The organism is Chryseobacterium sp. CFS2 (assembly GCF_036543225.1).
In the GTDB taxonomy this organism is placed as follows: Bacteria; Bacteroidota; Bacteroidia; order Flavobacteriales; family Weeksellaceae; genus Chryseobacterium; species Chryseobacterium culicis_A.
In genome coordinates, this window is sequence record NZ_JAZHQU010000001.1 from 289778 (window position 1) to 302688 (window position 12911).

The 12911-nt window shown below is 36.3% G+C and carries 10 protein-coding genes; 5 read left to right on the forward strand and 5 right to left on the reverse strand.

Going from position 1 to position 12911, the window contains the following annotated elements:
• Positions 1-82 precede the first annotated feature (82 nt).
• Positions 83-2692, forward strand: a complete 2610-nt coding sequence (locus tag ODR02_RS01335) for a TonB-dependent receptor (RefSeq protein WP_209785157.1) — start codon at positions 83-85, stop codon at positions 2690-2692.
• Positions 2693-2739: 47 nt separating this feature from the next.
• On the opposite strand, the gene ODR02_RS01340 is transcribed toward ODR02_RS01335, so the two are convergent.
• The 4 genes from ODR02_RS01340 to ODR02_RS01355 form a co-directional block, all read right to left on the reverse strand.
• Entirely contained in the window at positions 2740-3192 is a 453-nt protein-coding gene (locus ODR02_RS01340) for an adenylyltransferase/cytidyltransferase family protein (RefSeq protein ID WP_105683567.1), read from the reverse strand.
• A gap of 142 nt (positions 3193-3334) precedes the next feature.
• Positions 3335-4357 carry a UDP-glucose 4-epimerase GalE gene (gene galE / locus ODR02_RS01345; protein ID WP_309511401.1) on the reverse strand — a complete coding sequence of 341 codons (1023 nt, stop codon included), beginning with the start codon at positions 4355-4357 and terminating at the stop codon, positions 3335-3337.
• Positions 4358-4366: 9 nt separating this feature from the next.
• On the reverse strand, positions 4367-4810 hold the full coding sequence (locus ODR02_RS01350; protein ID WP_309511402.1) for a hypothetical protein: 444 nt from the start codon (positions 4808-4810) through the stop codon (positions 4367-4369).
• 2 nt (positions 4811-4812) lie between these two features.
• On the reverse strand, positions 4813-5937 hold the full coding sequence (locus ODR02_RS01355) for a DegT/DnrJ/EryC1/StrS family aminotransferase (RefSeq protein WP_209785160.1): 1125 nt from the start codon (positions 5935-5937) through the stop codon (positions 4813-4815).
• A gap of 88 nt (positions 5938-6025) precedes the next feature.
• Here ODR02_RS01355 and ODR02_RS01360 point away from each other — a divergent pair, with 88 nt between their 5' ends.
• Positions 6026-7627, forward strand: a complete 1602-nt coding sequence (locus ODR02_RS01360) for a S8/S53 family peptidase (RefSeq protein WP_309511403.1) — start codon at positions 6026-6028, stop codon at positions 7625-7627.
• Positions 7628-7834: 207 nt separating this feature from the next.
• Here ODR02_RS01360 and ODR02_RS01365 read toward each other — a convergent pair whose 3' ends face one another.
• Positions 7835-10369 (reverse strand): phosphoenolpyruvate carboxylase, encoded by a 2535-nt coding sequence (locus ODR02_RS01365; RefSeq protein WP_309511404.1) that lies wholly within the window; start codon positions 10367-10369, stop codon positions 7835-7837.
• Between the two features lie 110 nt (positions 10370-10479).
• Here ODR02_RS01365 and ODR02_RS01370 point away from each other — a divergent pair, with 110 nt between their 5' ends.
• The 3 genes from ODR02_RS01370 to ODR02_RS01380 all read left to right on the forward strand — a co-directional run bounded on the left by ODR02_RS01370 (position 10480) and on the right by ODR02_RS01380 (position 12818).
• Positions 10480-10884, forward strand: a complete 405-nt coding sequence (locus ODR02_RS01370; protein WP_209785163.1) for a hypothetical protein — start codon at positions 10480-10482, stop codon at positions 10882-10884.
• Between the two features lie 37 nt (positions 10885-10921).
• A complete protein-coding gene (locus ODR02_RS01375) occupies positions 10922-11527 on the forward strand; it encodes a hypothetical protein (RefSeq protein ID WP_309511405.1) in 606 nt (201 codons plus the stop codon).
• A 127-nt stretch (positions 11528-11654) separates the two neighbouring features.
• Complete coding sequence (locus ODR02_RS01380) at positions 11655-12818, forward strand: iron-containing alcohol dehydrogenase (protein ID WP_209785165.1); 1164 nt, start codon at positions 11655-11657, stop codon at positions 12816-12818.
• The last annotated feature ends 93 nt before the right edge of the window (positions 12819-12911 follow it).

Genomic DNA, 12911 nt, shown 5'->3' on the forward strand with positions numbered 1-12911 from the left:
TAATGTTTTGAAGATCAAATTGATATGGATATTCAAAATATTATGGGTTATTCTTTCACGATCTTATACAAAAAAATAACCTATGAAGAATAAGACAGAAATTGTCAATATTTTCACCAGAAAAACGTTAGGACTTACATTAGTACTTTCAGCAGCAGCGATGGCTTTTGCACAGGAGAAGGCTGGAGTTTCAGGAATCATTGTCAACAAAAAAAATCAGCCGGTTCCTTACGCTTCTGTAACTTTCAGTAATAAAGCGAACAAAACGTTAAGTGATGCTGTACTGACTGATGAAAAGGGACAGTATCAGCTTCAGCTTATGCCGGGAGATTATGATATTACCGTAGAAGCGATTGATTACAAAAAAAGTGTAGTCAGCAAAAATATTGCTGCAGCAGGGAATATCGGGGCGCTATCTATTGAAGCAGAGCCTACCTCTACTGTGGATGGTAAAACAAAAGAAATACAAGGTGTTGTTATTACCGCTTCAGCAGCCAAACCTTATAAAGTAGAACTTGACAAAAAAACATATGATCCTTCACAGGACATCGTGAGCAAAGGAGGAAACCTTCAGGATGTTTTAACGAATGTTCCTTCAGTTTCTGTAGATACAGACGGAACCGTTTCTATGAGAGGAAGTACCAATGTAAAATTTCTGATCAATGGTAAACCTTCTGCCCTATTGGGAATTGACGATGGAGCCAATGCATTACAAAGTATTCCTGCTGACCAGATTGAAAGAATTGAGGTAATTACCAACCCTTCTTCTAAATTTGAAGCGAGTGGAACATCCGGTATTCTGAATATCATCCTTAAAAAAAGCAAAAAAGTTGGATTTAACGGAAGCGTGGTAGGATCGTTAGGATATTTTCCAAGAACTTCTCTTAATACCAACCTAAGCTGGAGAAAAAACAACTGGACCTGGTTTCTGAACGGTGGCGGTGGCTACACAGAAAATAAAACCAAGAATAATTCGGAAACGACTTATCATAACCTTACATTCCCTAAAATCCTTCCTTTTCAGCAGCCCAACGATGTTCTTGCACATCAGTTGCAGAACTCAACCAATAAAACTTATAATAAAAATTATAATGTAAGTGCCGGTTTTGTACATGACTTATCTGATAAGACATCAATCAATTTCACAGGATTGGTGAGAACATTTGAAGGAGACGGAAATGAACTTCTGGATACTTATGACAGCTTTTACAGGTTCTTCAGAGATTCCCCGGACCCAAGCACTATTGCAGGGCAATGGAATTTATTAAACCCTACCGGAAGAAGAGATTCTAAAAGTGTATTCAATAATCTTGCTTTCCAGGGAGATTTAGGATTGGATCACAAATTTGATGATAAAGGACAGAATTTAGCCGTATCATTGAGCTTGCAAAAGAACAGAAGTAATAATAATGCAGACATTCTTGAAACCTATGACCTTCGTCCTGATGTGCAAGATGTTACACGAAGACATTCGTCAAGCAAAACAATCATTGGTAAGGCTGATTATGAACTACCAATAGGAGAAAAATCAAAGCTTGAAGCAGGATACAGATTGGATGTCAATGATAATACGTATGATAACTTTGTAAGCAGTACTTCCAACAATCCTTATATTCCTAGTTATAACAACAATACTGACTATAAGGAAGTTTTCAATGCTTTCTATTTGCAGTTTAAAAGTAAAATCGGAGAGAAATTTGCTTATCAGCTGGGATTAAGAGATGAGCTTTCAAATGTAAGCATCAATTATATCAATCAAAATCCTAATGACAAAAGGATCGATAAAACTAAAAACTACAATAATTTATTTCCGAGTGTATTCTTAAGCTATGATGTTTCTAAAAACAATCAGATTTTGCTTAATTATTCCCGCAGAATAGACAGACCAAGATCATTCTTCATGGTTCCTTTCCCAAATTACAGCAACAGCCAGAATATTTTTGAAGGAAACATAGATTTGAACCCATCGTATGTAGATTCATTTGAAGTAGGATATAATATTACGAGAAAAAAGTTTACCATTAATCCTACCCTATACTACAGACATGCCACTGATGATACTAAAATGCTAGTCTACAGACCTGATGAAAGCCTGGGAGTATTCTATACAAAACCTATCAACTTAGGAAGTGATGATCGTTACGGTTTGGACCTGAACTTCACCTACGATCCTTTCGCCTGGTTGAAAATAATGGGAAGCCTTGACATGTTCGGATATAAAACCAGCGGAATTGCTTATTATGATGCTATTGATAAAAATAAGCAGCAGCAAACCCGTAATATGGATTTTACAGGAAACGGATTTTCTACCAGAGCACGTCTGAATACAACATTCAGGCTTGACAAAACGTTAAGCGTACAACTGCAAGGATTCTATAGAGGGGCACAGAAATCGGCCAACCAAAATACTCAGGATATGTATGCGCTGAACCTTGGTGCTTCTAAAACAATCTGGAAAGGAGACGGAACAATTTCCTTCAATATTCAGGATATATTCAACACAAGAAGCAGAGAAGTATTCAGTTTCAATGAGGATTATACACGAAGAAACTATATGCAATGGCAGCCAAGACAGTTTGCTATATCATTAACTTACAGATTCAAGCAGGGAGAAAAAATTGAACAGCCTAAAAAGAAAAAGGATATCAATTCCAATGCAGCAGGAGACGACCAGCAAGGCGGTCCAATGTAATACAACAAAAAATCCCGAAAGTAACTTTCGGGATTTTTTTATTCCTGTTATTTTACAGGTTCTGCTTTCGAGTATTTTTCTTTTTCAGCTTCGTAGATTCTTCTTCTCAGATCACTGGTGGAAAACCTATGGTCTCTTTTGTTGTAAAAAAGCTCAATTCCTTTTTCTTCACAGTATTTTTTACCTGTAAAATCTCTGTCCATATAATCATCTCCGATAATTCTTACATCAATTACAAATGATTTAAGAATATCCAAAAGATCTTCTTCTGTATAATAAGGAATGATCTCATCTACAGCATTCACTGCTTTCAGTTGAATATATCTTTCAACAATAGTCTGGCTTGGCTTATTTTTGTTGGGACGATCGTGTGACGGGTCGATTTGAAGCCCCACGATTAAATAATCACATACCGTTTTAGCTTCTTCAAGCATTTTGATGTGACCTGCGTGTAATAAGTCAAATGATGAAAATGTAATACCTATTCTCTGTGTCTTCATATTAATTGTAAATTAAAGCTCCGCTGAAATACATGTTCTTAAAAAATAAAGCACTGAATTTCAGGGAAGGTGTTTTGTAATTTGTTTTATTATCTTTTAAATTATTGTTTCATACAACATTACGATTTCTCAATACGTATGTTTATGAATTTCTACTGTTTAAATATTTCTGCCATTCCCAAACGGTTCTTAAAGATTCTTCCAGAGACGTTTCAGACTTCCAGTTAAGTTCTTTCTCCGCTTTTTCAGGATTGGCATATGCAATAGTAATATCCCCTTCTCTTCTTGCGCAGATCTGATAAGGCACTTCTACATTATTGGCCTTTTCAAATGCCTTTACCACCTCCAGCACAGATGATCCATTTCCTGTTCCCAGGTTGTAAATATCAATCACAGCATCCGTTGATGGATCTTCCATCAGTTTTTTTAATGCTGCAACATGTGCCTTCGCCAGGTCTACAACATAGATATAATCACGAACGGCCGTTCCGTCCTCTGTAGTATAATCGTCACCCCAGATGTTCAGTTTTTCACGTACTCCTGAAGCCGTCTGCATCACATAAGGTACTAAATTATTAGGAATCCCTATCGGCAACTCTCCCAGTTTTCCGGAAGGATGCGCTCCGATTGGATTAAAATATCTTAATAATGATACTTTACTTTGATAGGCTTTGGCAAAATCAATCAGGATCTGCTCTCCCATTTGCTTTGTCTTCCCATATACACTTTCAGGTACTTTCAACGGAGTGTTTTCATGTATCGGCATTTCATCTGCCTGTCCGTATACTGTACAAGATGAACTGAAAATAAAATTAGAAATCTCTCTTTCCTTAAATTCCTTAAGGATATTAATCAAAGAGAACAAATTATTCTCATAATAGTCCACAGGTTTTACCTGGCTCTCACCTACCGCTTTGGAAGCAGCAAAATTGATACATCCATCAATCTGATGAGCATCAAAAACCTGAGTGAGAAGTTCTTTTCTTCTCAAATCAAAAGGATAAAAAACCGGCTTCTTACCTGTAATTTCCTCAATATTTTTTAAAATAAACCTCTCCGAATTGGATAAATCATCTACAATAACTACTTCAAAGCCGTTATTAAGAAGTTCTACTACAGTGTGAGAACCAATATATCCAAGTCCGCCGGTAACAAGTATTGCCATTTTTATTTTTTAATCTTTGTGTTTCCCTATATCTTCTATTTCGCTTTTTGCCGGATTATGTTTTAAATAATTAATTAAAATTGCGGGTCCGATAACCAATACTGCTATTGTTATTAAAAGTGAATAAATAGACTTTACTGAAGTCTCTCCCAACTTGGCATAAAAAGTAACCAACCCTGCAATCATTATTAAAAACATAGAGATATTAAGATACAAGAACATTTTATTTGATTCTTTAAAAATACTTATAAAGGTCATAATTAATAATGTAAATATTATAAATGTTAATGAATAATAGGGTATTTCAAATCCAGTATATTCATCTTTTACTCTGTATCCTTTAAGCAGAATATTAATAACTACTGCTCCATAATAAATAATCCAAGCAAAAACGAAAATAATTGTAAAAAAATAAGCGAACTTATGCTTCAATATTCTTTCTTCGTGAAGCATATCTATTTCATAAACTCAAGCACTGCATCTGTAATATATTTCAGCTGCTCTTCATCTAATTCTGTATGCATAGGTAAAGAAATTACCTGATCCAAAAGTTTGTCTGTATTCACAAAATCTGCATCATTACTTTCCTGATAGTAGGCTTTTTGTTTTCTTAATGCTACCGGATAGTAGATCATTGCAGGAATTTCTTTTTCCGTCAAAAACTTCTGAAGCTCATTACGTTTTCCATTCAGAATTCTTAAAGTATACTGGTGGAATACATGTGTAGAATTTTCTGCCCTTTTGGGAGTAAGAATATTTGGATTTCCTCCAAATGCTTCATCATAAAAGTCTGCAGCTCTTCTTCTTGCTTCGTTGTAAGAATCCAGGTGAGGAAGTTTTTTTCTTAAAACCGCAGCCTGAATACTATCCAAACGGGAGTTTACTCCTACCTCATCATGGTAATATCTTTCATACATACCATGGTTAACGATCCCTCTCAAACGGTGAGCAAGCTCATCATTATTGGTAAAAATAGCACCTCCGTCTCCGTAGCATCCAAGATTCTTTGAAGGGAAGAAAGATGTTGTTCCTACTGTAGACATTGTTCCTGCCTGCTTTACGGTTCCATCAGAGAATGTATATTCTGAACCGATTGCCTGAGCATTGTCTTCGATAACATATAGGTTGTGCTCTTCAGCAATTTTCAATATCTCTTCCATATTGGCACACTGTCCGAAAATATGTACCGGAATAATTGCTTTTGTTCTTGGGGTAATTGCTTTTTTAATCTGTTCTGTAGAAATCGTGAATGTATCATAATCCACATCCACCAATACAGATTTTAATTTAAGCAGGTGAATTACTTCTACTGTTGCAGCAAAAGTAAAATCAGCTGTAATAATTTCGTCTCCTTCTTTCAGATCTAAAGCCATCAGGGCAATCTGTAATGCATCTGTACCATTGGCACACGGGATCACATGTTTTACTTCTAAATAAGACTCCAATTCATTCTGGAAAGACTTTACTTCAGGACCGTTAATAAATGCCGCAGAATCCATTACATTCAACACTGCATTGTCTACATCATTCTTTATTTTGTAATACTGACTTTGCAAGTCAACCATCTGAATTTTTTTCATATAATAAATATTTCTGTAAAAATAAGGAATTTAAAATCCTATCAAAAATTTTATTGATTTTGTTTTTATCTTTATACAAATAAATTTCATGAAAAAACTTTTACTCTTTTGTTTCCTAACAGGTTACCTAACCGTTTCAGCACAAACGGAGCTCGTTTTTGTTTACTTCACGGATAAGCCTAATAAAGCAGCTTTTTATGCAAATCCGCTGTCAGAACTCAGCCAGAAATCACTCAACAGGCGTACCGCACTGGGAATACCGCTCAATGATCAGGATGCCCCTATTGAACAGTCTTATCTCCAGAATCTTCAAAATTTAGGATTTACGGTTACAGATTATTCAAAATGGCTTAACGGAGCTGCAGTAAATGCCACTCCAGCTCAAAAAACGTTGTTGCAGTCTCAAACCTTTGTTTTGTCTGTAGAAAGTTTTGCAAGAAACAGTTCAACAACCGTAAAAACAGCACCTGGAAAATGGAAAGATGATGCCAGTGTCAATAAAACACTCACGAACTTTAATTATGGTTCCGGTTCTGCACAAATTGACCAGGTTAATATTCGGCCGCTTCATCTCGCAGGTTACACCGGAACAGGAATTTCTATAGCGGTGATTGATGCCGGATTTCCCACAGTGAATACGGGAACTGCTTTTGCAAGATTGTGGACAAATAATCATATCAAAGCATCTTATGATTTTGTTACCAAAACCGGAGATATTTACAATACAGCGCTAAGTCCTCATGGTTCTGTTGTTTTAGGAGTTATCGGCGGATATCTGCAAGATGTTTTTGTAGGAGCAGCCCCTGATGCTGATTTTTATCTTTACCGCAGTGAAAATGCTGCTGTAGAAATTCCTGAAGAAGAACTCTATTGGATTGAGGCTGCTGAAGAAGCGGACAGAAAAGGAGTGGAAATTATTACATCATCATTAGGTTACAATGTTTTTGATGAAAGCCGTTACAATTATACGTATGCCGATATGAACGGAAGTACTTCTTTCATTGCACGCGGAGCAGGCATTGCTGCTGAGAAAGGGATTTTTGTACTTGCTGCTGCAGGTAATTCCGGACAACAGCCATGGCATTACCTTTTGACACCTTCTGACAATGCAAAAGTATTCTCTATTGGAAATGTAGATGCTGCCGGAAATGCCTCTCCTTCTTCTTCTTATGGGCCAAATGCTCTCGGGATCGTAAAACCTGATGGAAGCACTCTAGGAACTGGAACTACAACCGTTTATGATAATGCTACCTTAATCGTGAACGGAACTTCTATTGCAACGCCTATTGCTGCCGGAGGAGTAGCCTGTCTTATTCAGGCATTTCCAACGATGAACAGGGAACAGATCAGAACAAGACTGAGACAGACCGCTTCACTGTATCCTGCCCATTCAGATCAGATAGGATATGGTATTCTTAATTTCGGAAACTTATACAACCTCGTTCTGAATACCTCTGAACTTGTAAAGAAAGAAAAATGCTCTATATTTCCGAATCCTGCTAAAAATATTCTAAACATTGCTTCAGAACAGGAAATACTGTCTTTAGAAATTTATGATAATCTGGGAAGACTCGTCAGAAAAAATTATAATCAGAAATCTATAAAAGTGGAGGATTTTCCCAAAGGAACCTATTATCTTAAAATTCAGACGAAGGATAAGGTTTTGTATGAAAAATTCTTAAAGGAATAACTATTTTATCTCTCGCAAATTAAACAGATTAAGCAGATTCTGATACTGCATGTAATGTTGAATAGGCGAGAGATATTCTTCTACAACCACATACAATATATTTTGGCTAAAGCCGATGGATTGATTAATAAAAAAAAGAATGGGCTAAAGCCCATTCCTATTAATATATTATTGTACAATATGTACAAAACATTTGTATAAAATAACTTAAGCTGAGTTTCTGCTTGCATTGATATTCCCGAATAAAGAACGGGTTACCAGCTTTTCATAAACTTCTTTATTTCCTTCTCCTTTTTGAATTTTCATTAAAGCATACTGCTGAATACTCAATAACGGCAGAACAATCTTTTCACGGATTTTCACAGACTTTCTGGACAAAGGATCTTCTTCCTGAAGCATTTTAAATCCTGTCAACTCGAGCATGATATCTCTGGAAAGTTCATATTCATTGAAAAGAACATTCCAGAATGCTCCGAATTTCGGATTGTTTTTAATATAATACGTCAAAGGGAAATAAGACTTATTCATACTCATCATCGAGTTCAAAACCAAGGTTTTAAAGAAATCCGAACCTTTGTACAGCTCTCTTACTTCTTCAAATCTACCCTGCTCTTTCATCTTTTGCATAGCATATCCAAACCCAAAGAATCCAGGCACATTCTGTTTTAGCTGTGACCATGAACCTACAAATGGTATGGCTCTCAGGTCTTCAAATTTCAATTCGCTGCCATTTCCTCTTTTTGAAGGACGGCTTCCTATATTGGTTTTTCCATAGTATTCAAGCGTACTCATTTCCTGAAGGTAAGGAACAAACATTGGATGTGCTTTTAAGTCTGAATATTTTTGATAACTGATATCTGCCAGTTCTATGATCAAAGCCCTTTCCTTTTCTGTAAGGTCTTTTTTTGCGTTTTTGAACACGTCATTTTCCACTCCGGCTGTCAGAAGTTGTTCAAAATTGTATTTTGCCTGTTCTTTATTTCCAAAAATACTGGTAATAGTTTGCCCCTGGATCGTAAGTTCAATTTTATTATTGGCAATCGTTTTTCCTTGAGAAGCATAGAAATCGTGGGTTTTCCCTCCTCCTCTTGCAGGCGGACCTCCTCTACCATCAAAAAACACAACTTTGATATTATTCTCCTCGGAGAGTTTAGTCAATACTTCTTTCGCTTTATAAATTTCCCAGTTGGCTTTTAGATATCCACCGTCTTTCGTTCCATCTGAGAATCCAAGCATAATCGTCTGCTGGTTCCCTCTTTTTTCAAGGTGTTTTTTATAGACAGGATTATGATACAGTTCGTTCATTACGTGCTCTGCGTTGGCAAGACCTTCCATAGTTTCAAAAAGCGGAACAATATCCATATTGATTGCTTTATCTTTATAACCACAGATTTTAAAGAATGCATAAACATTCATCACATCCTTTACGGCATCAGAATTGGAAATAATATAGCGGTTCATTCCCCGAAGCCCGTTTAACTTCTGAATTTCTGAGACCTGTGAAACAGTTAACAGGGTGTCTTTTACAATATCTTCAAAATCTTCAGCATTTACCGTTTCTGAAACCTGAATCAGTTTATTGAATTTCTCTTCATATTCAGCCTTTTCATTTCCGTACACTTTTGCGTATACCTCATCAATAACTTTCTGATGAATTCTACTGTCCTGGCGTATATCCAATGTTGCAAAGTGAGTTCCGAAGATCATCACACGGTCTCTGAAATTTACCAAAAGATCTAAAAACAAAGAGTTATGTTCGTTGATTAATATTTTTTCCGCTTCATTAGCTTTCGTTAAAATATCTTCTGCTTGAATGCTTTTTCCATCAAAAATTGCAGCATATAACTCTTCACTTAACTGTGTTAAAACTTCAGCTACCCCACGGAAACTTAATCTTCTTCTGATAAATTTCAAATGGCTGTAATAAGATTTGAGGATTGCTGAACGAAGTTCTTCCGCTACTCTTTTCGTTACATCCGCAGTGACAAAAGGGTTACCATCCCTATCTCCTCCAGGCCAGAAGCCCAGTTGGATAATATCTTCATGAAGGTGAAAATGCCCGTTCCCGAAAGTCTTTTTGATTTTCGTAAACAGTTCACCAATGGTATCATAATACACATATCTCAGGTAGGAAATAATACTCAGCGCTTCATCTATCGGAGTAGGTTTTTCTTTGTTGACAAAAGGAGTCTTCCCCAACTGCTGCAAAAGCATATCAATCTGTGTCACCGAATCACCGATAATGGCTCCTCTTAAATCCTGGATAATCCTTTGTACTGAACTCGGATAAAACTGAGTAGGGTGAGCTGTAAATACAACCTTTACACTAAAATCCTTTAATTTTTCACGTACCTTTTCAATTTTATGATCCTGAAAAGAACGTTCAAAGAGGTTCGTCACCGTCCCATTATCACTTTCAGAATGCAGGTTTGGAAATGCTGCATCTTCAATACTGTCAAACAAAACAACCTGTCTTTCTATATATTGGATGATCTTAAAAAGCAGTTCCAATTTCTGCTCTTCATTCTGAAGATCGGTATGATTTTTAAAGAATTCTTCGACGATATCTTCAGGAGTCTTTCCTGCTTCATATCCGGTTCTGCTTTCTTCATAGAGAAACGGAAGCAGCATCCCGATGTTCGTCATTTTATCATAAGGCAGGCTCATAAATAATGAATTGTAGATCTGGAACTTATTTTCCACAATCTGCCTGAATTTTTCTGCGCGTTGGTCGTGTATCATAGTAACAAATGTAAGTGATTTTGAAATTAATTTAATTGACAAATGACAAAAATTGAGACCAAAATGCAAAAAAATAATAGTAATTTTACTCTTCACACCATCCATCATCCATGAAAAAAATATTTACCTTTCTACTCATAGCCCTTCTTTTCATCTCATGTGAAAAAGATTGTTATAATGCACCTCTTCCAGTCCTTTTTAAGTTTGTGGATTCTAATGATGAAAATCTTATTGCCAATGGAACATTGACCACTTATTCAGTTCAGGACGAAGATAACAATAGCATCCAACTGTCCAAAACATCCGACAATATGATCATTGTAGAAAATGTAGGTGCTTATAATGGAACAAAAAAATATAAATTCTTTTCTAATATTAAAGACTTAGACTTTTCAATACAATCATCGGAATTTAATGGAGGGTGTGATGGCTATCAAATTAATAAATTAACGTTTACAGGTATAGATATTGATGTAACTGCTGAAAAAGGATATTATAAAATTGTATTGGAATAATTCTCTTTCTTACATTTGCACCGGAAACACATTCTCTATGAAACTCATCATCGCATTTTCCCTGATTCTCTCTAATCTGCTTTACAGTCAGGCCAAGGTTCCCGATGATTATAAAAAAATTCCCGATATTCTTGACACCGTAGAATATCTCTATCCCTTCATTGTGCCGGATAAAGACTATGCTTACTGGCGCGTTCTCAGCAATGACTTGGATTATGAAAAAGCCATAATTTATGAAAGTCAGGCTCCTGATTTCATGACCATCAATGAACCTGTTCCGGAAAGAGGTTTTTTCCAGAAATGTATAGGGAACAACTGTTTTTCATACGTTCTTGCATGCAAAAACGAAAGATCGGTTTATTTTTCCAATGAGCAGCAGCTGAGAGATTTTATCGGAACGGTAGACAATCTTCCTGAAGCTATTTTATTGGCAAAAACGTACGGCTACTCCGTTGATACCACCAACAGATTTACCGGAACTTATAAGATAGAAGACCGCCATATTTCCATGTATCTTATGCAGTCTAAGGGTTGTCCGGCCGTAAAAGAATCTTTTTTGGTAAAAATCAACAGAAGGACCGGAAAAATTGAAGCGAAGAGCAACGGTATTTATGCAAAAGATGAAAACTGTTCTTCTTTGTAATGATTTTTGGGAAAAATAATAAAGCATAAATAGTTTTCATAAAATTGAATAATAGCAATTTTAAAATTTCATTAACTCACATTTCCTTTTTCATTCCGTAAATTTGACTTAAAATAAATTTAGAACAATGCTTAATTTCGAGTTTAAAAACCCAACAAAAATACTTTTCGGGAAAGGCGAAATCGCTAAAATTTCCAACGAAATTCCTAAAGACGCAAGAATATTAATGATTTATGGTGGTGGAAGCATCAAAAACAATGGTGTTTATGACCAGGTAAAAGAGGCTTTGAAAGATCATGAAGTGTATGAGTTTGGCGGAGTTCCTGCCAATCCTGAATACGAAGTTTTAATCAATGCTCTGAGCTTTATCAAAGAAAAAAACATTACTTACCTTCTTGCTGTAGGCGGTGGATCTGTGATTGACGGAACGAAGTTTATCTCTGCAGCTGCGAATTATGATGGTGAGCCATGGGATATTCTGAGAAAGTCGGTAAGAACATTTGAAGGTCAGGGAATGCCTTTCGGAAGTATTTTAACACTGCCGGCAACGGGGTCAGAAATGAATTCCGGTTACGTAATATCCAGAAGGGAAACCAATGAAAAATTATCTTCAGGAGGACCCGGACTTTTCCCTCAGTTTTCTGTATTGGATCCGGAAGTTATCCGATCTATCCCAAAAAATCAGATCGTGAACGGAATTACTGATGCTTATACCCATGTTTTGGAACAATATATGACCGCTCCTTCTTCTGCTGATCTTCAGGAAAGAATTGCAGAAAGCATTCTGATCAGTCTGCAGGATACCGCTCCAAAAGTATTGGCCGATGATTTCAATTATGATGCTGCAGGAAACTTTATGTGGTGCTGTACCATGGCTTTGAACGGATTGATCCAGAAAGGAGTCATTACGGACTGGGCAGTACACGCTATGGGACATGAACTGACTGCTTATTTCGGTATTGATCATGCAAGAACACTGGCTATTATTGCGCCTTCTCATTACCGTTACAACTTTGAAGATAAAAAGGGCAAACTGGCTCAGTACGCTGAAAGAGTTTGGGGAATCAAAGACGGAACTGTAGAAGAGAAAGCTGAACTGGGAATCAAAAAAATGGAAGAATTTTTCCACAGCCTTCATATCAAAACCAAACTTTCTGAATATACAGAAGACTTCAAAGGAACTGCTGAAAAGGTTGAAAAAGCCTTTACAGACAGAAACTGGTTAGGGCTTGGAGAATACAAAAAACTGACTCCAAAAGATGCTTATAAAATTGTAGAAATGAGCTACTAAAGATTTTAAATTCAAGGTTTAAAGTTTGAAGTTAATATAGCAATTTATGATTCGGCCAAAGCCGGATCAGCCATTAATTTATATAGAAAGCGG